The organism is Enterobacter cloacae complex sp. 418I7, from assembly GCF_050030705.1.
GTDB lineage: Bacteria > Pseudomonadota > Gammaproteobacteria > Enterobacterales > Enterobacteriaceae > Enterobacter > Enterobacter intestinihominis.
The window spans coordinates 56303-79152 of sequence record NZ_JBLGUU010000002.1; the positions used below are offsets into that span (position 1 = coordinate 56303).

A 22850-nucleotide genomic window follows, 5' to 3' on the forward strand; every position below is an offset into this window, starting at 1 on the left:
GCCGTGGTTAGTTACGTTGAGAGTTAGGGTTGAGCGAACCGCCTGGTCGCTTCTCCTGAGCGATGGTTTCAAGCGCGATCGCCTTCATGCGCTGTGCGGCCTGACTCCATGCGCCTTCGGAATTGCTGTTCTCCGTGACACTGCCGTCGCTGTTGACGTTGATCTCAATGCTGACGGGGGAGAACACGCCGCCGCCACCGCCTTTAATACCCTCTGCATTGAGCGTGACGGGGATGGAACGACCATCCGGAAGCGGAACGTAGGCTTCGTTCATGTCTCCCTCGCCAAACAACGCCAGCTGTGGGGAATCCGCGATGCCACCTTTCTGGTACGCCCGCAGCGGAACCACTCCGTCTTTCCCGAAAATTCCGCCTTTAGCGAACTTAGGAATTGAAGGAATGCCATTCGTACCATCTGCCGCGGAACCAGTCAGATTGTTAAACCCGGAGCTGCCAGAAGAACCCGACATCAGACTATCAAACCCGCCACCAGCCCAGGCTGATACCAGTCCGGAAACCACTGTCGAACCGAAACTCAACCACTTGTTGCCTGATCCGGAAGCATTTGCCCCCAACATGGCGAACGCAGCGGAGAGTGCGCCAGTAACAGAGCTGAGATTCTGCATTGAGAAGATGGAGGTCTTCACTGCTTTAGTTTCAGCGTCTTTGGCCTCGGTGCTACTGAACAGCCCCGACACCCAACTCCCAATCGCGTTGGTTGCCGTACCGATAGCGCTGGTCGTTTGCTGAGTCGTCTGACCCAATCCGGACACAGAACTGGAGGTCTCTTTCGTCGCTTCACCTACTGACTTGTCACCGTTGACCGCATTCATACGGACGCCCTGATTGGCAACCGCTGACGCGACACCAGAAAGCAGATTGCCACTCTGAGAGCTGCCAGCTGCCGTCGTTCCCATCCCCAGCATGTTCATGAGAGGCAGGGTGATCTGCGTCTTCACAACCATGTTGGTGATGTCGCGGAGAATGGATTCTGCCAGGCTGGAGAAGTCCATTTTCCCCTTCATAACGAAGTCGGTGAGCGTATCGGTAAGACTGCTGAACAGATTGCTCCAGCTATTTTCCAGTTGCTCGGCCAGATTTTCATACTCAAGCGCCAGCTTCTGCGTGGCCGTGCCGGTCTCTTTGATGAGCGCGGTATTGCCAGCGGCAACAAGCTGATTGATCTGCTTGGTGTACAGCGCCACAATTTTCGGATCAGAAGCCTGGTCACGCAGATCCATCAACGCTTTCAGGTTACGGTTGTAGGTGTCGTTGAAATCGGCCACCTTCTCTTCACGAGACGGCTTGTAACCCGCGCTAATGATGGAATCGGATTCCGGCGCCCAGGTGGAGATCATCTGCTCGACGTTGCGGCGGTTGAACATCTCGCGGTAGTCGTCGCTCGCGTTAGCCAGATCAGCAAGGCGTGACTTGGCTTTGTCGATCATCTCCTGAGTGATGAACTCATTCGGTACGGCGTTGGCCAGTTCGGTCAGCGATTTGGTGGTATCGCGTAGAGACTGGTCAAACGACACGGTCGCTTTAGAGCTTTCACCCATCTGCCCCATAAGCTGATCGGCTTTATCCAGCGCTTTCTGGTAGCCGGCCGCCAGCTTACGCTGCGCATTTTCTTCCTTCCTCGCGGCACGCTGAGAAGCATTGGCAGTGCGCTGGCCGGCTTTTTCCGCTGCTGCTGCATCCTGCTCACGCGCTTTGGTTAGTGCGGCGATCGCTGCTGCACGTTCCTCGTCGCTCATTTTCTCCAGAGAGCTGGCGCTGGAGGCTTTCTGCAGGTTCAGCTGGGTTTTGAGCTGCTTCGGCCCAATGATCGGTTTACCTTCGAAGTCCAGCATCGCCGTACCGTCTGGCAACGTGCGCTGATAGGTTGCGGAGTCCATTTGGTTGCGCATGTACTGCGCCAAAGCTTTCTGGGCCGCCTTGTCGCTCGTACCAAGCCCCAAAACGGTTCCCTGGTTGGACATGACGCCCTTACCAGTTTTGGCAGCGTTATCACGCTCAAACTCGGCCTGAGTCAACTCCTGAGCGACAGCTTCCAGATGCTCCTGATAGCCCCGAATACTGCCTTGTAGCTTCTGAATCTGCTCGGTATTGCCCTCTTTCTTCGCTTTTTCGAGCAGATCGTTGTAGTGGGCAATCTGCTTCTCGGTCGCGTTTTTACGGGAGGACAGGGAATCGACCAGTTTTTGCGCCGGTTCCAGGTATGACTTGTTCACCGTTTCACGGAGCGGTGCGAGAAGTTTGTTCTTCTCATCGTCGGACAGTGATTTGTCGTCATTGATTTTCTGGATCTTGTCCAGAGCCTCCTGACGTGCTTTCACAAATGTCGCAGAGAAGACCTGATTGTCGGCCCGGATTTTCTCAATCTGGGATTCTGCTGCCTCTTTAGCCAGACGTTTGGCTACAGCCCCGTCACCCAGCGCAATGGTGCCGGTAATCTTCTGGTACTCTTCCTGATTCTTCTTCAGGCGAGCCTCGATATCGGCTTTTGACTCTTTGTGAGTGACAGCGCCAACAGAGTTGGACACATAGCTCACGCTTTCGCCTGTTTTGAGCGCTCGCTGGTCTGCGATGATCTCTTTTTCGAGCTTTTCCGCACGCTCTGCCATCTGCGCACGTTTGGCCGCCGTCATCGCTTCCGGGATTTTGCGGATCTCGTCAACGACTTTTGACGTTTCGCTGCGGAGCATGGTCATATACGTGATCAGCCCAGCCACAGCCACGGTAGCGACGGTGAACGCTGCACCAATGGGGTTTGCTGCGATGAACGCAGTTAGCCCAGCGAATGCCCCCTGTAGCCCCGTAATCGCGCCACGGATAGCGAAGATCAGCGATGGGATTGGAGCCAGCCCCATACGAGCCGCACGATTAAAGCGGGTGACAGCTGTCGCGCCCAGATTGAACGGCGCCTGGATGACAGTCGACATCGTCGCAAACGTGTTAACCATCTGCCCGGCAGTGCCAATCACGCCCATGATACCCGCACGCATCAGTTTGAACGCCACCATAGCGGCCACTACTTTGCCCAGGTTGACAATCAACTCCTGGTTTTTCGCCAGCCACTGCGCCAGCTCACGTAAGCTGTCGATTGCGGTGGTAAGTCCGGAACCTAATGAGTTAGCGAACGAAATGCCTTCAGCGCTGTTCATAATGGAGGCCAGCTCTTTCATTCCCTTTGAGAGAGAATCCAGATAGCCCGCCTGACCGACGCGATCGGCAAACAGCGTAAATGAGGTTTGCAGTTGCGCCAGCGCACCGGTGTAGGTCTGCATCATGTCTTTGGCGGCGTTTTCGTTCTCTGCACGCAGACCAACGAACATCAGCGATAGCGCCTGCTTCGCTTCCACAGTGCCGGTGGAGACTGCTTTGGTCAGTTCCCCCATAGTGATACCGGCAGCGTCTGCCATCGCCTTCATCGCGTTAGGAACGGCTTCACCTAATTGCTGACGCAGTTCTTCCATCGACACGACGCCCTTACCGGACATCTGCTGAACAGCCACGGCAGCACGTTTAAGCAGCTCGCTATCGCCGCCGAAGCGTGCAACGGAGTCCACCAGTGCTTTCAGCGATCCGTCAGTAGGATCGAGACCTGCCGAGCGGAATTTAACGAAGGAATCGGTCAGCGCCTGCATCGCAAACGGGGCGTTTTGCGCCATATCCACGATGTACTGCATATCCTCTGCGGCTGCTTTGCCAGGGTTGGCCTTGTCCTTGTTCAGCCCGCGCAACATGACGCGCATACGCTCCATTTCGGAGGCAGCTTCGACGATTGGCTTCTGCCAGCCGAACAGGATGTCAGTTACCGTTCTTGCCGCATCACCAATCTCGCCCAGCAGGAAAATATTGCCTCGCAGACCAGAGAACACGCCATTTTCAGCACCGCGCCCGCCGTGGCCATAGGAACCGCTGTGTCGACCGCCACCGCCATTACCACCGCCCTCACCGTAGCCGCTGGTGCGCACACGCACCGGCTTGCTGATCAGCTGCTGGCGGCCAATCACCGCATCCATCTGATCGCGGACTTTCTTCAGCCCCTCGGCAGCCTGGCTCGTTGTGACGCCCCAATTGCTGAGACGCTTCGTCGTGGTGTTAAGGCGCGTATTCATGCCACTCACGGATGCAGAGGCTTCTTTTACCTCCGTACCGAAGCGGCTGGCGCTCTTACCAGCGAACGTTGCCCAATCGGAAAACTCATTGAGTTCAGACTGAACCTTGCGCAGCGATGTGGTGAGTTTATTAACGGATGAGGTGGTTGTGTCGACGCGCTCAATCAGAGTTTTGAGACCTGAGTTGAGGCTGGTAATGTTGCCTCGCGTCTTGCGCGAAACATCAGACACAAGCTCGAAGCCGGCAGCTACATCCTGTAGTTTGTCTGCCGTGGCATCGAGCTTGGACTCCAGAACGCCGATGATGCGGGAGACCGAACCCAACGAGCGTTCCAGATTGTTAATTTTCTGAGCGGGCTTTGTGGCCTGCTCCCCGAATCTGGTAAGTAGCTTACCCGCCCGGTCGATTGACGCTGTAAACTGCTTGTCTTCCAGCGACAGGATAAACTCTACGTTTTGTGACATTCCCTTGTCATCCTCTGCCAAAAATTTGCATCAGTTGCTCTTTGGCGTCAGGGTCTGCCTTATCCTTGCGCGGATCGTAGACTTTATCGGTTACGACTGGTCTTCCAATCCTGAGTTGCAAACCCTCCATGAACGCCTTCACGCCCTCGCCATCTGCCTGGGCAGCGCGAGCGACTTGCAGGTTGCGGACATCCTCTTCCGCGCGCAGACGGTCGATGTTGCGACTGAGCATCCAGAACATCGTTAGAGGGACGCCCAGCAGCTCTAATGGCGACACGGCGTAGTGAGCAACTACACGACTGAAATAGAATCCGAGATCTATCGATACGGTCTTTACCCCGGATTCATCGCGGGAAATTACTTTGCCCCTTCACCAGCCGCTTTTTCGTTCTCTTCATCAATCACTTCCATAGCGAAGGTGAAGATCTGCTGGAGCTGCGGAACAGTCAGTTTTTCCAGTACAGCGTCCGGCACGGATGGGATGACCTTGCGAACCAGGTCGGCGTAAGCAGTAACCTGCTCAACAGGCGACATGTTCTGAAGGTCTTTGCCTTCCATCTGCTTGATGGAGACGAACAGGCCAACAGTCATTTCAACGATGGGATATTCCTGACCGCCGAACTTGATGCTTTTCTTCGGAGGCAGAATGGAGTCGAGATCGAGTAATTTGGTCATTGGTTAAAGTCCTTTTAAAAGAGAGGCTCTTCCTGAGCCTCTGCTTAGTTACATCGCGATTATTGGGCAGAATTAACCGTTACTGCTTTGGTCGCTTTCTTGCCGCCGCTATTGCTGGTAAAGGAGATATTTGCCGAACCTTCAGCTACTCCGCGAACCAGACCAGTCTGGTCAACGGTTGCTTTCTCCTGATTGTCGGATTCCCACACACCGGTTTTGTCGCCGGCATCTGCAGGGGTGATCTGGGCAGTCAACTGCACGGTCTCACCGGCTTTAACTTCCGGAGATTCCGGAGAGATAGAGACGGTTTTAACCGGCTTTGGGCCGCTCATTTTCCCCAGCACGCCGTCGTCATCCGGGTAAGCGGTGAATTGAACGGAGAACACGCGAACATCATCAGACTGGTAAGTCATGGTGAAGTTACCTGCGGTCGCCGCTTTCGGGATGGTCAGAACGTAGTCGGTGGTATCCTGCGGGGTCAGAACCAGCTCTTTGGCTACGTCGATCAGGTTGACGCCCTGTGCGGAGGTGATGGTTACAGCGTTATCTTCTTCGCTCAGGGTAGAACCCGGCATCAGATCGACCATATTCTTCAACACAGACTCGGCCAGCGGCGCAGTGATAGTGATGTTACGACCCTGCACCAGCTCGGAGATGGTGGTCTGCCCCAGCTGGTCTACGGTGACTTTCAGAGTTTCGGTCGCAACCTCAACCTGAACACCGCCTTTGGTGTAACCCAGATCAACGCCACCAAACGACACTTTGCAGGCGCCAAGTTTGATGTTTTTTACATGGGTATTGGACATTGTTGGAAAACTCCTTTTTCCGTTAAATCAGCACCTTCATGGCGCTAATGGTAAGTATATACTTACTTATTTTATTAATTCAACAAATAGCCCGCAAATTCAATCGGGATACCCGCTTCAATTAATGAGCCTTCGTTTTTGGGATAAGTGATCGGCATAGACATTGGCCGAACCAACCGGAAGTAAACGCCCTCTGACACGGTTTCTTCGACCGGGAACATATCCATGATCTTATTGGCTTTCGCCACCGCCTTTGTGATCGTCGCATTACGCACGATGACGGTAAAAGAGTCGTGATAAAAGCCTTTCAACTCATGGTCAATAGCGATCCCCGTATTGGGATTAACCAACAGAACACCGGACTTCACATTGGCTGGCATGTAGTGACAGAAAATGTCAGCGCCGACTGTACCGATCTTCGCCTTCTGCATCAGGCTCGCAAATGCTTCAATAAACACATCAACCTCTCGTAAAACCTGCTTTCCTTGCCGCTTCTGCTATCGTCTGAGTGAACTGTTTTTCACTGATCTGTACGGCTCTCTCAAGGAACAAAGGCCCAACTCGTGGCTTCACACCAGCGACTGGCGGGTTGGTGACGCTCTTCATGCGAGAGAGATAGCCGAGACGATACTTGCCCAACTCCATGTACTCCGCATAATCGCCAACCTCAACGCCCGGATGCCCTTCGCGTGGTTTGGCTCCAGATACCGATAACTCAATACGAAGCCCGGTATAACCTTCTTTGACCACTCTCGCGAAGATCGCGCTTTCGAGTGAGCCGGTCTCCAGCGGGGCCATTGCCCGCGCCAGACGCTCAACCAGACGCGCCAGCTTCTCCATGTCACGGATGAGATAACGCTTAAAGGCTTTCTGGCTGTTATTGAGCCTGTCGCCAGCACGCTTAAACTGATGCGCGTCGTACTTCAGACCCATATGTTTGCCCCTACTTCCAGATGCCCAGGGCGCCCACGCAGTCCCCAGCGACGATGCACGCTGGATACCTTCAGCTTTTGCCCCTCCAGAATGAGAACGTCATCAAGCTGTACTGCGGCCTCAAGTGGGATCACCAGAACAGCATCGAACAATTCCAGATTCGCTTTACCGCGACTGCCGGAGCTGTCCGCACGTACCGATGACTTCTCGTTACTTTGCTCAAACTTAACGACGCCGACGTTCGTCTTCCTGACGAACTGCAATTGCGCTTCACCGTAGACGTTCTTCGAACCCAGACGGTAAATCGCTATCTCTGTTTGCCATGAAATGTTCATGCACTCTCCCTGTGGTTGGCAGCCGCACTCATTACCAGGCGAAGGCGCGATTGCTCGTCTTGAGCCTTTCGACCAGAAGTAAATAATGCGACTGGCGTTACGCACGGCGAACAATCATGCGGTTATTGATGTAACTGACCAGCAGTCGCCAGGTACTGCGAGCCACATGCACATTTGCCGCTTTGCCGGTGCGGTACATATTAGTCGTTTCACCAATGGACTCAGACAGAATGCCGTCCTCGCGGGCTGCCGCTACGTCATTACCGTTAGCGATTTCGCAGGCTTCATTAACCACGGCCAGCATTAATGCCTGTTTGAAGTAGTCCGGGAACTCGTCGAATTTCTCAGGCGTCATCTGCTCCCAATCGATCAGATCGTGACGATATGCCCCGTCAGCGCCCCACGGAATGTCATAGACGTTCAGCATGTTTTGCGGGCGATCGTACCGGTCGAAGTCGATACGCAGGACTTTGCGGATTGAGAACGGCAGCGTTTTGACGCGTCTGGTGGCCTCAATGAGACGTTTGCGCATCAGCCCTTCGCCATCAGCTAACAGGGTGTCGCCGTTCAGCATATCGATAGCTTGCATCTGGGCGTCTGCGACCGTTGCGAATGACTGGCCTGGAATTGACAGCTCGAAGCTATTCAGCAGAACGTACATCTTGCGCTCTTCATGCGTCAGCCCGGATGCCACCGCTTTGACAATGACGTGTCGCAGATCGCGCTCTTTATCTGAAAGCAGGTTGTGTTCGGCCGACACGACAACCGGAATGGACATCTGCCCCTCAGTAATATCGAGAGGTTCGTTATCGACGATGATCGCACCTGCGCCATCTCTGACGGTATACGTGGCCGACTCAATATCCAGAACGTTAAATGCAAACGACAGGGAAACTGCTTCCCCGCTACGGTACGTGTCGATCTGCGCCATTACTCACCGCCCTGTGCTTTCAGGATGCCTTCGATCATTTCAACGATACCTTTGGCTTTCACGCCAATCTGGTTGCCGATCTGACGCAGACCCGCAATACCTTCACAGTCCGCAATCGACTCCAGCTCTTCACGAGTAAAGCGCTGTTCCGGTTTGGCTTCCACTTCAGCCGTACCACGTTTCATTGGCACAATATCCGGGGCCGCCGTCTCGACAATGTCGTCCGCAGTCAAATCATTGCGGCTGCTGTACGCGGCAGAAGGAGATACATTTTTGCCTTCAATGGTAGTGGCACGCATGGAGGCACAAATCCGCTGCTGATCGATGAATGGCAGTTCGGAAACCGAGATGCCGTCGACAAACTGGATACCGCAGAGAATGCCCGTATATCCCAAAAATTGAGGCTCCAATAAACGAATTTTTGCTGGTTTCATTCTTCTTCTCACTTAATGGGCGGCATCGCCGCCCATGTGTTGGTTACGCAGCCGGTGCTGCGGTCACTTCAACGGTCGCAGTGGCTTTGTGGCTACCGTCTTCCGTGGTGACTTCGATAGTGGCAGTACCTGCAGCCACACCGGTCACAAGTCCAGTTGCGCTATCAACCGTCGCGAACTCGGCATTTTTTGACGCCCAGGTTACGCGCTTATTGGTTGCGCCAGCCGGTTCGATGTTCGCGGTCAGCTGTACCGTTTTGTTGGCTTCAACGCTGGTGGTGCTCGGATCGACAGAGACGCCAGTAACAGCAACGACAGGCTCAGTGACTTCAACCGTAGCAGTAGCTTTATGGCTGCCATCCTGCGAAACCACTTCAATGGTTGCCGTACCAACGGCTACGCCAGCTACGTTACCGTTCTGGTCAACGGTCGCTTTGTCGCTATTTTTGGAAGTCCAGGTGACTCTTTTATTGGTTGCGTTTGACGGTTGTACATCAACGCGCAACTTGACCGATTTCCCCTTCTCAACAGAGGTAGAGTCTGGCGTTACCGTAACGGACTCCACGCTGACAGGCTTAACGGTCACTTCGACTGACGCAGAAAGCTGAGTCTGCTTATCGGTGGCGGTGATCTTCACTTTGCCCGGAGTCACGCCAGTAACCAGACCCGTACCGCTGACAGTGGCGATTTGGTCATTGGCCGACGCCCAGGTGAATGAATCTGCACTTTTGCTCATGGTGATACCTGCACTAAGTTGAACGGTTTTGCCCACCAATACGGACGGCGCAGCCGGTGTAATGGTGACAGACTGAGTGAACGGAATTGCCCGGAAGCAAGCCGCAAGATGATTCTGCTGGCGCTCGCTCAGAGGCTCGTTGGAGATGGAATTAGTGAATCCGGCACGGCACATATGCCCCGTGAAATCCGCAAACGCCTCTTCCGTGATCTTCATCTTTTGTGCTGGCATTTCTCGCTCCTACAAAAAGGGTGGGCGTATAGCCCACCCTTAAAAAGTAGATAATTACCTACCTACTATACTGATCAAATTTTTACGTTGGTCAGCGCGGCGATAGCCTTGTCGTGCTTGTTCGCCAGAGAGCAGTACCACTTAACGCGGGTACGGGTTGCGTCTTTGTTCTGAACAGTACCGATGTTCTCAACAACGATACCGGCGTTTTCACCGCCATACAGACCAGTCACACCGTTCTCTTCGGACAGGTGCAGGCAGTAGATGCTTGCTTTGCCAGAATCAGTCGGGATGAAGTCGTTCACGATGAACGGTACACCGTTGTGGCACAGCATCGGACGACCAAAGTTTTCCATCATGATTTCGGACGGGCCGAGGCTAACGGTACGCAGCAGAGCGCGATAAGCACGCAGGTGCTCGGAACGCATCATGATGCAGTCTGCGCCCAGATCTTTCACAGCGTCGACCAGCTCGTCGAACATGGAGAAGGTCATGGAAGCGCCTTCGATGTCGATCTTCTGATCGTCATGCATCAGCTTCGGAATACCGTCGAACGCTTTGGTGTTGGTGGTGGAGTCGCCCAGAATCAGGTTGCGACGGAATGCGCGAGCCAGACCTTTCACCTTCTGACGAACCTGGATTGCCAGCTGGTTGTTGGTGTCGGACATAGTGGTCGCCAGGAATTTGTCGACGTCTACGTCGCCTGCCAGGATACGCAGCTTCGCAACGTGTTCGGTGAAGGTTGCAGCGCCTTCGGTGATGGTGTCGTTCACATCAATGAAGGTTGCTTCGCTCAGGGTAGCTTCGCGGTTGTAGAGGTATGCCTTAGAATTAATCTTCATGAAAGGCAGAACAGCGAACAGGTCATCGCGATCGATGATGGTCTCGATCACACCCTGCTCAAGTTCGTTGTTAGACAGCTTTTCAGCTTCATCACGCAGTAATGGCATCTTTCATTTCCCTATGATTTAAGATGTTACTTGAGTCCGATTTTCCCCAGACCGGAGGTCAACTTATCCATAGTCGACTTGCTCTTCGGCTGGTTTACTTTGTGGGTCGGTTTGCTATTGGAACCAGCACCCTGCTTGGCTTCGCTGCGCAACAGTGCGTCAGCTTCCGGATCTGCACGCAGAATGCGCTCAATCGCGGATTCGAACGGTAACGGTTTGCCTTCACCGTCAACCAGAACTGCACGTTCTTTCTGACCGGCTGGCTTATCAAAGCCCACAACACTACCGTCTTCACCCACTTCGAAATGAGAGCCGTAGATAACGCGAGCCTTAGCCGGAGTCATCAGAACTTTGTCACGCAGGAAGGCAGAGCCGCTGAAGGAAGCGCCAACAGTCATTTCGACCAGTTGAGCCTTCAGTGCGGCGTTCTCGCTCTCCAGAGCGGAGTAGCGTTCGTCGCGCTGTGCCAGTTCAGCCTGGTGTGCTTCGATCATCTGCTTTTTCACAGCATCAAACTCACCACGGCGTTCCAGTTCAGCCTGCTCCGCCTCCCGACGTGCGGTTTCTGCGGCTTGTTCAGCTTCGAGAAGCTGGCGAGCACGCGCCGGGTCAATATCACCGTACTGAGCCAGCTGATCGGCCAATGTGCGCTCTTTCTCCTTGCGCTTCATGTTCTCTTTCAGCAGGTCAGCACCGGCTTTCTTGGACTTACGCAGTTCTGCCAGCAACTCTTCCTGAGTCATACCGGCATACTCGTCGTCGTCACCCTTCGGTTGCTCTTTTTGCTCGCCCTGTTTGCCTGGGTCTTGATTGCCCTGCTCATTGTCTCCAGCAGGAGCACCGCCACCAGCGCCTCCGCGCTCATGCGCTTCAGCTACATCCATCAGGCCACGACGGGCCATAAGCATTTGCCACAGATTCATAGAAATTCCTTTTCGTTACTTATCACTCGGTCTCTTGAGTAGATGAGTCCCCATTCCCTCGGGGTTGATCTTGCCCGCTTTCTTGGGCTGCATCTTGATCATAAGTAAGTACTGACTTATTTTCAAGGGTGTTAAGATCATTTTTTGGAGGAAATTTCAAGAGATCTTTTTGAAATTCCTTTTGCATCGCCTCGGAAATGTTCGGGAAGACCTTCTCGATGAGCATTTCCATCTGATGACGACGAACAGAATCAGGCGCCTGAAGCATCGACAGTTTCTCGGCAACGGCAAACTCGTCAGTCAGACCGCGAATGTCGAAACTTTCCGGGTATGCGATCAGAGAGTGGTCTTCATCCAGTTCGACACCCATCCATTTCGCTGCCAGTTGCATCATCTGGCGCTCTGCCCTTTCGAGACGTTCTGCTTTCGTCACCAGCAGACTGTTAACGCGCTGGAAGTCGTACATCTTCGCTGCGCCCGAAGAGTTATCGATGCCCTGTGCGTTATCCTGCTTGGTTCGCTCACCTGCCACGCCAACGGAATGGTAGATCTCGTTAATCACCGTCTTAATCGTGGTGATAATCATCTGGGCCTGTTTCGGGTCCGGAGACAGGTAGAATGGCTGATTACCGCTCTCAGAGTCGAAGGTGAAGACGCGTTTTGTCCCCATTTCGAGCACTTTGGTGTGGTTTTCATCGCCCGGCAGCAATGACTGAACCGGGATCGCCAGCTGGCTGAATGTCTGATCCTGAATAATCGCGTCAAGGTTCGACAGGTAGTTGGCCACAGCGCGGTCAAGATAGGCGATGTCGTCAATCAACGACGGGCTGAAATACGGAGACTCGCTTTCACCAATGCAATCCACCGGGAACACCGGCACCACGCCAAGATTATGCTCGCCGCTATCCTCCAGAACGACTTTGGCCTGACGACGACCGCTATTTCCGGAACCTTTCTTCACTTCTTCACGGAACAGATACCACTCGTTTTGCGTCCACAGACGGTAACGCTGGTATTCCTGCCCGGTTGACGTGAACGGATCTTCGTCGTCGCGCGCGATTTCAACAATCAGCGCCCACAACATATTGCCGTCTTCATCCCAGGCAACATCAAGCAGCTGCTGTGGCGAAATCCAGTAAGCGTAGGCACGCGCATCATTTTTCTTCTCGTCTGCAACAGACTCAACATCGACGTTCATGGTGCTGTCCACGACAACCCAGATACGGCCATAAATGGATGATTGCAGATCGATAGCCGCCATAAACGCATCGATGGAGGTATTCTGGCGCGTGGCTCGCTTCCAGAAATTGCGGATCTGCTCCGGCGCTTCATCAGTGTTGCGGTGAATGACCTCTTTGAAGAGGTATTTGTTGATGAGGTTTACCACTTCACGAGTGTGGTTGAAGCGATAAGCGCGTTCCAGGCGCTCTTTGAACTCCTGATCGCCCTCTTTGAAGTAACGGAAGATATTGTCGTTGAACCAGGCACGCCCGCCAGCGTAGGTGCTGGCGAGGAAGTCCCAATGTTCTTTTTTCTTCTCATATTCAGGGTGGCGTCGTGCCACAAGGTCTTTGATTTGCTTGTCAGTCAATTCCATTTGCTTTTCCTTTCCATTTAGGTAAGCACTTACCTATCTAGATCCACCAAGAATAACACGATTTTTCACCGGATACCTACGATGAACCGGATAACCCAACGCATCCGCACTGTGCTCGATGCCGCCAGTCTTATCCATATCGCGTGAGCCTGGCTTGTAGATCACCTTCTCCAACGAGTCGATGAGGTGTTTGCACTTCGGATCGATGTACAACCGGGTTTCGCCCGAGGCACTCATCAACATGCGGTTCACTGCGTTAACACGGTCTGCGATCGGCGGGTGCTTCTTCGGATAATCGACTCGAAGGAAACCTTTTTCCTTGAAGATATCGACGTCCGATTCACCGCGTGCGTGCTGGCGATACGCACCTGCCGGGTCAGGGAAGATTGTGACCTGAGACTTCCAGCGCCAGAAACGACGCTCCAGCTCATCACACACTTCAGCCGTGTTGGAAGAGAACAGCACAACCTCGTCCACGGCCCACAACTCACCATTTGGCTGCGGCTGCAGGATGACCGATGACATAGGGTCGATGTTGAAGTCCTGACCAACCCAGATCGGCAGTTTCGGATTGAACTGGAGTGGCTTCACATGCACATTGCGGTCGAACGGGTAGTAAACGCGTCCGGACATGTTTTCGAAGCTGGCCAGGTATTCCTGTGCGAACGATTTAGGGTCCATATCGCTCTTCGCCGCTTCGATTTCTGCGCTCGGTACGAACGGAGAATCAGCCGTAACGAACTGCCAGCTCTTCCACTGCCCTTTGCGTTGCAAATCTTTGTTCTGACCGATAGTCCACAGCTTGTGGAACTCGGAGAAGCCTTTTGGCGTACCGATGATCAGCGCACCGCCACGGGTAGAGGACAGTGTCGGACGCAGTACCTTGTACCAGGTGTCCGGCTTCATATCCTGAAATTCATCGAGCACCACAAAGTGCAGTGCCACACCACGAAGCGTATCGGGCTTATCCGCACCTTTCAGCGCGATTTCAGAGCCGTTCTTCAGCACGATGGTCATCGTGGTGTCGTTTTTCTTACGAACCCATTTGCGCGGCAGAACTTCCTGCAGGTCATCCCACAAGATCTGGCGAGCCATCTGGTAAGTCGGTGCGACGTACCAGACACGTTGCTTCTTCTCTTTGGCTGCCGCGCGGATGATGGTGGAGATCGACAACCGGGATTTACCCCAGCGTCGACCCGCACACACCACTTTGAAACGATGTGGTGACTGGAAGACTTGCATCTGCCCAGAATGCAGCTGTACGAGACTCAGAGACGACGGGATGGCCATAGTTAGACGCTCCCATCACTTTCATCACCAGACGCGTCAGAATCGCCCTCTGCTTCGCTCAGTGCTTCCTCTTCGAGTGACTCAAGCAGATCGTCATCAATCAGATCCGGCTCATCATCTTCCTTACGCAGCTGCGCCACCTGGGAAGGCGTAAGTTCGCCAAATACCAGGTTCGGGATTTCGTCGTCTTCGTTCTCTGCGCGATCCATACCGAGCGCTTTCGACGATATTTCGAAGCACTTAGCGAGTGTGCCGCTGGCACGCTGGAGACTCTTCAGGTCATCTTCGATGGCTGCCAGTGGCCTGCCGTCCTTCTTGGCTGTGGCCACCTCATGCATCACCATACGACCGAGTGCGAACGCCCAATCGTCGTAACGAGTCCGGCGCTCTTCGATTTTCTCTGCACGCGCCTTCGCACGCAGCTCTGCGTCGGATTTGAGCGACTCGCGAACCATCTTCCCAACGGAGTCCGCGCCTTTCTCCAATCCACGCTTTTTGAAATGTCTGGAGAGCGTTTCACGACGAATGCCGTACTCTTCTTCCAGCTTGGAGAGTGTGTATTCGCCGGAAGTCCACTTCGCTTCGGCTTCTGCCCACTCAGCTGGCGTCAGGCGAGTTTTGCTCTCGTCTTTTTCTACAGTCATAGATCCCTCTAAAACACTCAGAGCGCATCCTTGCGCTCCTAAACAACTTGTTTAATTCTGTGCCTAACCAATTTGTTTTCTGGGTGTTTAAAACCGGGCTGGGGAGTATTCAGAACCTGCTTCTGTATATATTTAATAAGTCACTTAGTATTTATATATACGGAAGCAGGCTCTCAAACTGGCTCCCAGACCGACTTACATCACCAGTAATTTGGCTCTGGCACGACCTAACGTGGTCAGTCCCAGCGTGCGACGGTGGTAGCCGGAATCACCGCGCTGGCGGCACATTCCTTTCTCCACCAGCCCCTTTTTCACCAGTGCGCGGATAGAGAACTGCATACTCTGTTTGGTCGTTTTGTACGGCAGCACTTCAAGCAGCTCGTCCAGATCGAGCAGATGCCCACGCTCATGGCCTAAATTGATGGTTTTGATGATGTCTTTTTGTTTGTCGGTCAACGTCATGGCAAATCCTTATGCCGGTAATGCAATTTCAAGAGGTTTATTCAAAGGCTGTTTGTCGAATGCCAGCAGTGGCAGCGTGTCCGGCAGCTGACGACCAAAGTCCGGGTTTCGGTACACGCCATACAGCGGAGACGTGAAGCTCAGGTTGTGAATGTCCTTGAGCAGCTTCACGATGCTGGCCTCGTCCACTAGGCTGTCGGCAATGTCCTGAATAGTCGTGCCACGATTACGCCCGGCTTTGGCCAGGGAACTGTTCTTGTGGTAGTCAGCGACCAAATCACGCAGCGCACGACGACGGCGAGACTCACTCATGGCGAACAGCTCTTTGACGATCGCTTCGTTGTCGCCAGGGTCGGAACGGAAATGACGCTGGAAGACGCGCAACGCACTCTCATAGCTCTTCGGACGCTCCGGACGGATGAACTGGAACCCTGCTTTCATGGCGAACGGGTTGTATTTGCTCATCGACGACTGGATCTCGATGATTGGCCGGTCGTGCATCCTGCTAACCAGGTTAATCATTCGATAGGAGACGCCGACGCCGCGGTACTGAGTGTCCACAACGGAACGGCTGATCACCGCAAAGTTGTTGTTCACGTACCGGCCCCAATACTGGTTGGCAACGGTGGTATTGGTGGTTGGCTTCAGCTTAGGAAACATGCGATGGCGAGGCGCCAGCAGCAGTTTCGGGTAAGCCATAACCACGACACCCACCAGCCGGCCGTCCAGTTCGCAGCGATAATACGTTGGCGCGAACGGCTTACCATCCGTCTTGTAGTGCAGCGACTTCAGCGCGTGCCAGTCTTCAACCGTGCCTTTGGTAACGGTCATACGCTCCAGAAAGTCCAGATGACACGGGAACTCTTCCGGGCGGTAGCGTTTGATAATGATGTCCGTCATGTCGATCACCTGCGCTCGATATTGGCATTGATGAAGTCCAGGCGAAGCGATTCCATCGCCCCAACCATGACGTATGGACGCCCACCGTTATGCCAGCAATCCAGAACACTGCCGTCGTTGTTGATCATCAGCAGCGCCAGGCTCTGGCTTTTGCCTTCTCTGGCGTACTGGAGTGCTTCTTCCAGCAGGCGGATGACTTCAACGTTGTTGTTGTCAGCCTCTTTCGATGGCTTCAGCTCTACGATCTTCAAATCAGGCATATTCCACCTTCACGCGTTCTTTGTAGTGCTTGGTGATCTGCATATCCGGGCACAGCGCGTTCTTCAGGTCTTCGTGGGTCGTCGCCACCATTACCGTCGCACCAACCTTACGAGCGGCACGCTGGAGGTTCGACGCCACAACCTGAGCGGTTACACGGTCGAGAACAGCGCCAAATTCGTCGGCAGCCCAGACTTTCGCGCCGGACTCGATCAGCTTGGCGATCTTGAGACGGTATTTCTGGCCGTCAGACATCTCGGATGGCTTACGCACAAAGAGATAGGCGTCATTCAATCCGGCCATAGACAGCAGCCCCAGCGCTTCGCTGGTGGTTTTGCCCAGCTGGTCAATGACGTTAACCTCATTGTCGAAGGCAAAGTCATCGATGGAGGCTACAGAAAGACCTTCATCCTTCATCTGGCGTTGCAGCTCGCGCAGCACAACGGATTTACCGGAACCGGATTGGCCGGTGATGTACACCACATCGCCCTGCTTCACTTCCAGCTCCAGATTGTCGTAAAGCGTCCACTCTTTTTCGTCCAGGCCAAGACCGAACGATTCGGCAATCTCCAGCGTGCGCGTGGTTTTGTTCACGCGGGTCTGAAACGATACGTTGATGGTGTATTTGCTCATGCAGCCAGCTCCCCAGAAGAAACTTTCTCCGCATACGCCACGAAAGCGTCTACCCCGCTCTCTCCCGTGATTTCTTCCATGTGGGCAAGCAAATCCCCAACCACAATTGCAGAGCCAGCAGGGAGCGTTTTAAAGCCCAATACGTCGATGACGCGGACTTCTTCAGAGGCTACTTCGCGACTGATCTCGGTGTGCTCTTCTTTCTGGCGTTCCGTCTCTTCGCCCAGATCGAGCACCAGAGAGCCGGTTTCCATCTCTTCGGTCATGCTGCCGACAAGCACGTTCAGCTCACGCTCTTCAAAACCGAAGACCTCGACGTCGCCCAGTACCAGGGATTCCAGTTCCTGCTGCAATTTGATGGCGTCGTAGTCAATACTGGCCAGGCGGTTGTCTTCCAGACGCTTCGCCTTCACTTCTTCTTCGCTCAGATCGTCGCGAACGATGACCGGCACACGCTCCAGACCAGCCAGAAGTGCTGCCTCGCGACGACCGTGGCCAGTAATGATGACGTCGTGCTTGTCGACCGTGATCGGCTGGTCAAAACCGCGCTTTTTGATGGCGGCCGCTAGATCGCGGATCTGCTGTTCGTCATGTTTTTTGGCGTTCATCTCATACGGGATGAGTTCTGCCGGGTTTCGATAGACGATTTCAAAGTTTTTGGTCATTACATACGCTCCTTGTAGTAGTCGACCAGCCACACCAGGGCTTCCCCGGCGTTCTCCATTTCGTTACCGGTATTGATTCCCTGCTCTTTGATGATGGTTTTGATGGTGTCGGCGACGCGATCTGACGCATCAAACGTCACCTTGAAGCGCATCGTCTGGTGTTCAGCGCCGACTCGCTCGGTTTTCTCGCGTTTGTCCTCATCGACCGACTCGTCATCGCCACGGGAGAGCGCTTCCAGCGCTTCAAGATCGATAACGGACGCTTTGGCGAGTGTTGCCGCCATCTCGTCGTCATACGGGGCGATATCGGACAACCGGTAGTCGATTTCAGACTGGATTTCTTCGATTAAGCGCTGCAAAGCGACCTGATCGTCTTCGCCGTAGCGCTCGTTATCGACGAGGGACATCTGCTTGGCCACCAGGTCGTTAATTTTGCCCACGGAGATGACGGGAACCGTTGAAATGCCCTGCTCCATCGCGGCACGCCAGCGGTGTTCGCCACCGAGGATCTCAAAAATGCCCCCGTCCAGCTCCCGCGCCAGAATTGGCTTAAAAAAGCCCAATTTTTCGATAGAGCCTTTCAGTTTTTCGAAGTTTTGCGCCCCAACGGAGTTGGTATTCCAGGTATTCGGACGCAGGTTCGCGACTTCCACCTGCAGAATCGTAATTTTCACACCCATAATTCTGATACAATCCATTGTATAAATACTTACTTACTATAATAGCCAATTACCATACAAAAGGCACGAAGGAAAGAGGTTTATGACAGTTCGGATTGTATCGAATGCAGTCAATGCGCTGATTTCTGGCGCTGATGACAACGTGAAACGGCTCGTTCAGGAGATGTTGAGCTATGAAGTGGAGGCTGGGGACTGGAAAGGGACCAGCACGATGTTCAACTGGAGCAAAAACGCGTTCCCGGCTGGGTTTGCGAAGCCAGTTGCAGCCAACCTTCTGAAAGCTGGCATCAAATGCGTGCATGTGCGCAAGGAAAAAGCCCCCGCGCTGGGCAAGCCGAACCCGGTAGTTAACCCATTCCCGTATAACCCGGACTATGCGTATCAGGATCAGACTGTGGAAACACTGGTGCGCGAAGGGATGATGATTGCCCAGATTGCGACGGGTGGTGGTAAATCGAACGTAGCGTGTAAGGCAGCTGCTCGCATTGGTCGTATGACGCTGTTTTTAACCACGCGATCGGTTCTGATGTTCCAGATGGCAGAGAACTTCCAGAAATCCATCGACTACCGCGCGGAGAATGGCGAGCCGTGGCTGAAAGGTCAGAAAGTTGGGGTGATTGGATCGGGTGAGTTCCAGGTCTCGCGCCATATCAACGTTGCCACGGTGCAGACCCTGGCCAGTTTTCTCGAAGAGCCACCGCGCGACGCATCACCGGAGAAAAAACAGTACCACCTGAAGCGCCGGGAACTGGTTAAACGCTTCCTGTCCAGCGTTTCTCTGCTGATTCTGGAAGAGGCACACGAATCATCTGGTTCTAACTTCTACGACATCGCCCGGTTGTGCATCAATGCTGACTACCGTCTGGCGCTGACAGCAACGCCGTTCATGAAGGACTCGACTGAAGCAAATATGCGTCTCATGGCTGTTGCTGGTCGCATTGAGATAAAGGTCACGGAGAAATATTTGATCGATCGAGGTATTTTAGCCAAACCCTACTTTCTATATCATAAAATCGCGTACACTCCAGACGAGGTGCGGATTAGAGCCGAACTTGCGTCAAAACACCTGAATTTTCGGGTTGGAATGAGTACGGCTTACCAGAAAGCCTATCAGTTAGGCATCGTTTATAATCTGGGACGCAACGAAGCTATTGTGCGTGAAGCGTTAATGTACAAGAGCCACGGTCTGAACTGTATGACGTTGGTTCGCCTGAAGCGTCATGGTCAGATCTTGATGGAAATGATGAAAGAGAGCGGCCTGAAGGTCGATTTCATCTACGGAGAATCAAACCAGACTACCCGACAAGCAAAGCTCAACAGTCTGGCGGCAGGCAAGATAGATGTTCTGATTGGTTCAACCATTCTGGATGTTGGCGTCGACGTTCCAAGCGTAGGTGCGGTGATTCTGGGTGGTGGCGGCAAAGCTGAAGTTGAGATGCGCCAACGTGTTGGTCGCGGTCTTCGAGCCAAAAAGAATCAGGCTAACGTGTGCTTTATTACCGACTTCATTGACGTGAGCAACAAATACCTCATGTCGCATTCATATGAGCGGAAGCACATTATCGACACGACGCCTGGATTTGCCGAGGGAGTATTGCCGGTGGGTAGCACATTCGATTTCACTGTTTTGAATAGAGAGTAAGCATGAGCGAGAAACGCGCTATACACTGCCAGGTTCAGTTAACCGAAAAAGCAAACGACAAGCTGGAAACCTTTCAGAATCGACTGCGTGAACGCAATATTAAGCTGTCAAAGGCAGACATCATCAATCTGGTGCTGTCCAACATGACGATGGCTGATTTTGATAAGGCAGCTACGTCATTAGAGGCTTCTGCAAAGGCCCGTGAAAAGGTCATGAAGATTTACGAATCCTCTGGCATGACCAAAGAAGATCTGGCCGATATTCTTAAACGGCTGCCGTAAACTTCCACTTTTTCCCCTTCTTTTAAAATTCATCATGTGCTCGTCCAGACACAAAGGAGCACATGATGAACTATTTAACTAAACTACCATTCGTTGATATTTTTGATGGAAAAAACAACAACGCTTTTTTCTGGCGCGTGAACAACCCGCTGGATTACAAATGCGGAGAGAAAAATGCACAAGAATTCATCAAATTTGTTGAGAACTATCCCTTCATGAATAACAGCAATGTTCTGTACCGGATCGCGTGTGATATGAGCGACTCAGGTCTTATTAAATCTGAATCCGCGAGGGGGTTCTTTAATACATTGGATACGTTGCTGGCACCAAACAATCCAAAGACATCTATCGAAGCACATGAAACAAAATACAGGCAGATTCGCACCATCCACGACATTGCATGTAAGATGGGCATCACGAGCATGAAACTTTTAAACTTTCTTGCCCTCATCGACTGGATAGACAATTCAACCATACAACCTACCGATGAAGCGCTCGCTGAAAGCGTGTTGCGTAAAAACGGCAAAGCGCCGTTTGGCTTTACAGTTACCAGAAAGGGCGAACGTTTGATTATGAACAAATACAAAGTTCTGGGTAAATAATCATCAACATGAAGGCGTATGCATACGCCTTCATGTGATTTGTATCACATTTTTACTTTAGCCCACCTCCGGTTGAAAAAAGTTCTTGATCAGTTGATGAATATTTGTAGGCTTCACAACCGAGGAAATGGAGCCAGAGGTGGCGGATGAATATTTCTGTTAACGAAATTCTTAATTCGCCAGAACGCAAAATCACTCATGGCGAGAAAGTTATTTTTCAAAGATAAATTATTCAGATTTCATCTTGTGGCGTATATAAGCAGCATCTTCTGTTAGAACTAGCATATCGTAAATTGAGGTCGGAATGACTCGTTTAGCTATCTTAGTAATCACATATATTCTCTCATTCTCAGCCAGTGCAGTGTCAGATATGATTGCTGACATGCAAAAAACGTACAGCAAGTTCACTACCCTAGACAATGTAAAATACGAGGCCAGAGGAACAGTTCAACCTGTATGGTTCAGGTATTCCGATAACGCGGAAGAAACACTGATTTCCGGTGAATCAGAACATATGCGCCTTCAAATCATGGGTACAGCTGTCAAAGAAGGAACAAGCACCAACTCTGGCAAGGCTCTTGTTCCAACCTACGGTCTACTAAATGTGATTGATGGAACTATGTACTGTGATGAGATCGCCAAGAGCGGTTGCCCGATTCATATCCGCGTTGGCAGTAATGAATCGTTCACGACATACGGCAAAATCGGCAATGATGCGACCGGCAAAGTACTTGTTCTGGACAACGCAGCAACAATTAGGCTTCTAAAAGACATCAAAAAGACCGCAAAATCAGATATCGACAACAAAACCATTTACATCGAAGCCCCCTTTCTCGTGGCAGGTAGCAAGCAGTTTAAGTTTGGGCTTCTCGACACGCCACTTAAGGTAGACTAATGACGATCACAGACATTACATACGGCATCCCAGCAGAGGTCTGGCCCCGCGACTACTCTAACGTGGAGTTTAGTTTGCAGTTCCTACGGGCAAGGAATATACCTGTAAGGGTCACGATCGATGATGGTCAGACGTTTTGTCTTTACGTTATTGGTCTGCTTACCGCACGCAATAAGCTAGATCTTTCTCCCGTTATAGGAAGTAAAGAACATCGTGTTCGTCTTCCATTGGAGCGAGTTAGCACCATAGAAACAATTACACCTGTCGAAGTGGACAAGATGTTTACAGGTAGGCTCACTGTACACCCTGACTATGTGGACAATCGGCCATCACGCCGCGATTTCTTCAAAATTTGTCGTCAAGCTCATGAGGCGCAAAAGTCTATAAGGGTCTACATGGCGGATGGCCGTGAAATTGAGGGGTGTTCGTTAGGCGTTGATGCCTGTCAGGTCGCAATGAGAGTTGGCGAGCGCGGACGAGCGATAGTTCTCTTCGATTGGGTCGAACGGATTTTACCGTTTTAAATCTATAAGGGTGATAACCGGCTAAGTCCGGTTATTATTTTATGTGTCACTTCCCGTTATATTTATTTTCCCTAACCCCGATTCCACTTTAAATATATAAGGGTGATTGACCGAATAGAGAACTTATTTAGGCAACACCTTCGAGAAAACGCGATTTATTTCTAAGGCTTTGATTTTTATTGAAGAAAATTTTTTTCGCTCCCGCGTAAAAAACTATTGATTTTAATTTCTGCAT

25 protein-coding genes and 1 pseudogene are annotated in these 22850 nt (G+C 52.4%); 5 read left to right on the forward strand and 21 right to left on the reverse strand.

Annotated features, from left to right (window positions below):
- Window positions 1-7: 7 nt before the first annotated feature.
- The 21 genes and pseudogenes from ACQG0S_RS22980 to ACQG0S_RS23080 form a co-directional block, all read right to left on the reverse strand.
- Complete coding sequence (locus ACQG0S_RS22980) at window positions 8-4588, reverse strand: tape measure protein (RefSeq protein WP_332965613.1); 4581 nt, start codon at window positions 4586-4588, stop codon at window positions 8-10.
- Window positions 4589-4595: 7 nt separating this feature from the next.
- A complete protein-coding gene (locus tag ACQG0S_RS22985; RefSeq protein ID WP_000952684.1) occupies window positions 4596-4820 on the reverse strand; it encodes a hypothetical protein in 225 nt (74 codons plus the stop codon).
- Between the two features lie 125 nt (window positions 4821-4945).
- Complete coding sequence (locus ACQG0S_RS22990; RefSeq protein WP_000163862.1) at window positions 4946-5263, reverse strand: hypothetical protein; 318 nt, start codon at window positions 5261-5263, stop codon at window positions 4946-4948.
- 59 nt (window positions 5264-5322) lie between these two features.
- Entirely contained in the window at window positions 5323-6069 is a 747-nt protein-coding gene (locus ACQG0S_RS22995; protein WP_057102243.1) for an Ig-like domain-containing protein, read from the reverse strand.
- 74 nt (window positions 6070-6143) lie between these two features.
- A complete protein-coding gene (locus tag ACQG0S_RS23000) occupies window positions 6144-6527 on the reverse strand; it encodes a minor capsid protein (RefSeq protein ID WP_057102242.1) in 384 nt (127 codons plus the stop codon).
- Between the two features lies 1 nt (window position 6528).
- A complete protein-coding gene (locus ACQG0S_RS23005) occupies window positions 6529-7002 on the reverse strand; it encodes a hypothetical protein (protein WP_000523626.1) in 474 nt (157 codons plus the stop codon).
- Window positions 6993-7337: a hypothetical protein gene (locus tag ACQG0S_RS23010; RefSeq protein ID WP_057102241.1), complete on the reverse strand. Its 345-nt coding sequence runs from the start codon at window positions 7335-7337 to the stop codon at window positions 6993-6995. The genes ACQG0S_RS23005 and ACQG0S_RS23010 overlap by 10 nt, the downstream gene beginning before the upstream one ends.
- A 97-nt stretch (window positions 7338-7434) precedes the next feature.
- A complete protein-coding gene (locus ACQG0S_RS23015) occupies window positions 7435-8268 on the reverse strand; it encodes a hypothetical protein (protein ID WP_000057119.1) in 834 nt (277 codons plus the stop codon).
- Window positions 8268-8702, reverse strand: a complete 435-nt coding sequence (locus ACQG0S_RS23020; protein WP_151353235.1) for a hypothetical protein — start codon at window positions 8700-8702, stop codon at window positions 8268-8270. Before ACQG0S_RS23020 ends, ACQG0S_RS23015 begins: the two co-directional genes overlap by 1 nt.
- Before the next feature lie 43 nt (window positions 8703-8745).
- Window positions 8746-9669, reverse strand: a complete 924-nt coding sequence (locus ACQG0S_RS23025; RefSeq protein ID WP_323643680.1) for an Ig domain-containing protein — start codon at window positions 9667-9669, stop codon at window positions 8746-8748.
- Window positions 9670-9743: 74 nt separating this feature from the next.
- Window positions 9744-10619 (reverse strand): major capsid protein, encoded by an 876-nt coding sequence (locus ACQG0S_RS23030; RefSeq protein ID WP_332965614.1) that lies wholly within the window; start codon window positions 10617-10619, stop codon window positions 9744-9746.
- A gap of 26 nt (window positions 10620-10645) precedes the next feature.
- On the reverse strand, window positions 10646-11542 hold the full coding sequence (locus tag ACQG0S_RS23035; protein ID WP_045339224.1) for a DUF6651 domain-containing protein: 897 nt from the start codon (window positions 11540-11542) through the stop codon (window positions 10646-10648).
- A gap of 22 nt (window positions 11543-11564) precedes the next feature.
- Window positions 11565-13139, reverse strand: coding sequence for a hypothetical protein (locus ACQG0S_RS23040; protein WP_323643682.1), 1575 nt, complete (start codon window positions 13137-13139; stop codon window positions 11565-11567).
- Between the two features lie 33 nt (window positions 13140-13172).
- Window positions 13173-14429, reverse strand: coding sequence for a phage terminase large subunit (locus ACQG0S_RS23045; RefSeq protein WP_323643683.1), 1257 nt, complete (start codon window positions 14427-14429; stop codon window positions 13173-13175).
- A gap of 2 nt (window positions 14430-14431) precedes the next feature.
- Window positions 14432-15073 carry a DNA-binding protein gene (locus ACQG0S_RS23050; protein WP_000215412.1) on the reverse strand — a complete coding sequence of 214 codons (642 nt, stop codon included), beginning with the start codon at window positions 15071-15073 and terminating at the stop codon, window positions 14432-14434.
- Between the two features lie 195 nt (window positions 15074-15268).
- Window positions 15269-15535, reverse strand: a complete 267-nt coding sequence (locus ACQG0S_RS23055) for a hypothetical protein (protein ID WP_000176291.1) — start codon at window positions 15533-15535, stop codon at window positions 15269-15271.
- A 9-nt stretch (window positions 15536-15544) separates the two neighbouring features.
- A complete protein-coding gene (locus tag ACQG0S_RS23060) occupies window positions 15545-16435 on the reverse strand; it encodes a hypothetical protein (RefSeq protein WP_323643684.1) in 891 nt (296 codons plus the stop codon).
- Between the two features lie 5 nt (window positions 16436-16440).
- Window positions 16441-16695 (reverse strand): hypothetical protein, encoded by a 255-nt coding sequence (locus tag ACQG0S_RS23065; RefSeq protein WP_001113021.1) that lies wholly within the window; start codon window positions 16693-16695, stop codon window positions 16441-16443.
- Complete coding sequence (locus ACQG0S_RS23070) at window positions 16688-17326, reverse strand: ATP-binding cassette domain-containing protein (RefSeq protein ID WP_323643685.1); 639 nt, start codon at window positions 17324-17326, stop codon at window positions 16688-16690. Before ACQG0S_RS23070 ends, ACQG0S_RS23065 begins: the two co-directional genes overlap by 8 nt.
- Window positions 17323-17991 (reverse strand): ParB/Srx family N-terminal domain-containing protein, encoded by a 669-nt coding sequence (locus tag ACQG0S_RS23075; protein WP_000164561.1) that lies wholly within the window; start codon window positions 17989-17991, stop codon window positions 17323-17325. Before ACQG0S_RS23075 ends, ACQG0S_RS23070 begins: the two co-directional genes overlap by 4 nt.
- Window positions 17991-18694 (reverse strand): annotated as a pseudogene (locus ACQG0S_RS23080) (ParB/RepB/Spo0J family partition protein). Before ACQG0S_RS23080 ends, ACQG0S_RS23075 begins: the two are co-directional and overlap by 1 nt.
- A 59-nt stretch (window positions 18695-18753) precedes the next feature.
- On the opposite strand from ACQG0S_RS23080, the gene ACQG0S_RS23085 reads away from it, so the two are divergent.
- The 5 genes from ACQG0S_RS23085 to ACQG0S_RS23105 all read left to right on the forward strand — a co-directional run bounded on the left by ACQG0S_RS23085 (window position 18754) and on the right by ACQG0S_RS23105 (window position 22615).
- A complete protein-coding gene (locus tag ACQG0S_RS23085; protein WP_006812522.1) occupies window positions 18754-20313 on the forward strand; it encodes a DEAD/DEAH box helicase in 1560 nt (519 codons plus the stop codon).
- Window positions 20314-20315: 2 nt separating this feature from the next.
- Window positions 20316-20594 (forward strand): hypothetical protein, encoded by a 279-nt coding sequence (locus ACQG0S_RS23090; protein ID WP_039264874.1) that lies wholly within the window; start codon window positions 20316-20318, stop codon window positions 20592-20594.
- Between the two features lie 62 nt (window positions 20595-20656).
- The gene (locus ACQG0S_RS23095; protein WP_150115593.1) at window positions 20657-21196 is read left to right on the forward strand and encodes a hypothetical protein; all 540 of its coding nucleotides are present in this window, start codon (window positions 20657-20659) and stop codon (window positions 21194-21196) included.
- A gap of 304 nt (window positions 21197-21500) precedes the next feature.
- Window positions 21501-22091, forward strand: coding sequence for a hypothetical protein (locus tag ACQG0S_RS23100; RefSeq protein WP_057102237.1), 591 nt, complete (start codon window positions 21501-21503; stop codon window positions 22089-22091).
- The gene (locus ACQG0S_RS23105; protein ID WP_039264872.1) at window positions 22091-22615 is read left to right on the forward strand and encodes a transcriptional regulator; all 525 of its coding nucleotides are present in this window, start codon (window positions 22091-22093) and stop codon (window positions 22613-22615) included. Before ACQG0S_RS23100 ends, ACQG0S_RS23105 begins: the two co-directional genes overlap by 1 nt.
- Window positions 22616-22850: the final 235 nt, after the last annotated feature.

What these genes read in the sequence shown, in the direction of transcription:
- ACQG0S_RS23020 (WP_151353235.1), bottom strand. Translation starts at nt 8,702, where the DNA reads ATGAAACCAGCAAAAATTCGTTTATTGGAGCCTCAATTTTTGGGATAT.
- ACQG0S_RS23065 (WP_001113021.1), bottom strand. Translation starts at nt 16,695, where the DNA reads ATGCCTGATTTGAAGATCGTAGAGCTGAAGCCATCGAAAGAGGCTGAC.
- ACQG0S_RS23090 (WP_039264874.1), top strand. Translation starts at nt 20,316, where the DNA reads ATGAGCGAGAAACGCGCTATACACTGCCAGGTTCAGTTAACCGAAAAA.
- ACQG0S_RS23055 (WP_000176291.1), bottom strand. Translation starts at nt 15,535, where the DNA reads ATGACGTTGACCGACAAACAAAAAGACATCATCAAAACCATCAATTTA.
- ACQG0S_RS23010 (WP_057102241.1), bottom strand. Translation starts at nt 7,337, where the DNA reads ATGAACATTTCATGGCAAACAGAGATAGCGATTTACCGTCTGGGTTCG.
- ACQG0S_RS22980 (WP_332965613.1), bottom strand. Translation starts at nt 4,588, where the DNA reads ATGTCACAAAACGTAGAGTTTATCCTGTCGCTGGAAGACAAGCAGTTT.
- ACQG0S_RS23095 (WP_150115593.1), top strand. Translation starts at nt 20,657, where the DNA reads ATGATGAACTATTTAACTAAACTACCATTCGTTGATATTTTTGATGGA.
- ACQG0S_RS23045 (WP_323643683.1), bottom strand. Translation starts at nt 14,429, where the DNA reads ATGGCCATCCCGTCGTCTCTGAGTCTCGTACAGCTGCATTCTGGGCAG.
- ACQG0S_RS23070 (WP_323643685.1), bottom strand. Translation starts at nt 17,326, where the DNA reads ATGAGCAAATACACCATCAACGTATCGTTTCAGACCCGCGTGAACAAA.
- ACQG0S_RS22990 (WP_000163862.1), bottom strand. Translation starts at nt 5,263, where the DNA reads ATGACCAAATTACTCGATCTCGACTCCATTCTGCCTCCGAAGAAAAGC.
- ACQG0S_RS23030 (WP_332965614.1), bottom strand. Translation starts at nt 10,619, where the DNA reads ATGCCATTACTGCGTGATGAAGCTGAAAAGCTGTCTAACAACGAACTT.
- ACQG0S_RS23005 (WP_000523626.1), bottom strand. Translation starts at nt 7,002, where the DNA reads ATGGGTCTGAAGTACGACGCGCATCAGTTTAAGCGTGCTGGCGACAGG.
- ACQG0S_RS23035 (WP_045339224.1), bottom strand. Translation starts at nt 11,542, where the DNA reads ATGAATCTGTGGCAAATGCTTATGGCCCGTCGTGGCCTGATGGATGTA.
- ACQG0S_RS22995 (WP_057102243.1), bottom strand. Translation starts at nt 6,069, where the DNA reads ATGTCCAATACCCATGTAAAAAACATCAAACTTGGCGCCTGCAAAGTG.
- ACQG0S_RS23105 (WP_039264872.1), top strand. Translation starts at nt 22,091, where the DNA reads ATGACGATCACAGACATTACATACGGCATCCCAGCAGAGGTCTGGCCC.
- ACQG0S_RS23025 (WP_323643680.1), bottom strand. Translation starts at nt 9,669, where the DNA reads ATGCCAGCACAAAAGATGAAGATCACGGAAGAGGCGTTTGCGGATTTC.
- ACQG0S_RS23060 (WP_323643684.1), bottom strand. Translation starts at nt 16,435, where the DNA reads ATGACGGACATCATTATCAAACGCTACCGCCCGGAAGAGTTCCCGTGT.
- ACQG0S_RS23075 (WP_000164561.1), bottom strand. Translation starts at nt 17,991, where the DNA reads ATGACCAAAAACTTTGAAATCGTCTATCGAAACCCGGCAGAACTCATC.
- ACQG0S_RS22985 (WP_000952684.1), bottom strand. Translation starts at nt 4,820, where the DNA reads ATGCTCAGTCGCAACATCGACCGTCTGCGCGCGGAAGAGGATGTCCGC.
- ACQG0S_RS23100 (WP_057102237.1), top strand. Translation starts at nt 21,501, where the DNA reads ATGACTCGTTTAGCTATCTTAGTAATCACATATATTCTCTCATTCTCA.
- ACQG0S_RS23050 (WP_000215412.1), bottom strand. Translation starts at nt 15,073, where the DNA reads ATGACTGTAGAAAAAGACGAGAGCAAAACTCGCCTGACGCCAGCTGAG.
- ACQG0S_RS23040 (WP_323643682.1), bottom strand. Translation starts at nt 13,139, where the DNA reads ATGGAATTGACTGACAAGCAAATCAAAGACCTTGTGGCACGACGCCAC.
- ACQG0S_RS23015 (WP_000057119.1), bottom strand. Translation starts at nt 8,268, where the DNA reads ATGGCGCAGATCGACACGTACCGTAGCGGGGAAGCAGTTTCCCTGTCG.
- ACQG0S_RS23085 (WP_006812522.1), top strand. Translation starts at nt 18,754, where the DNA reads ATGACAGTTCGGATTGTATCGAATGCAGTCAATGCGCTGATTTCTGGC.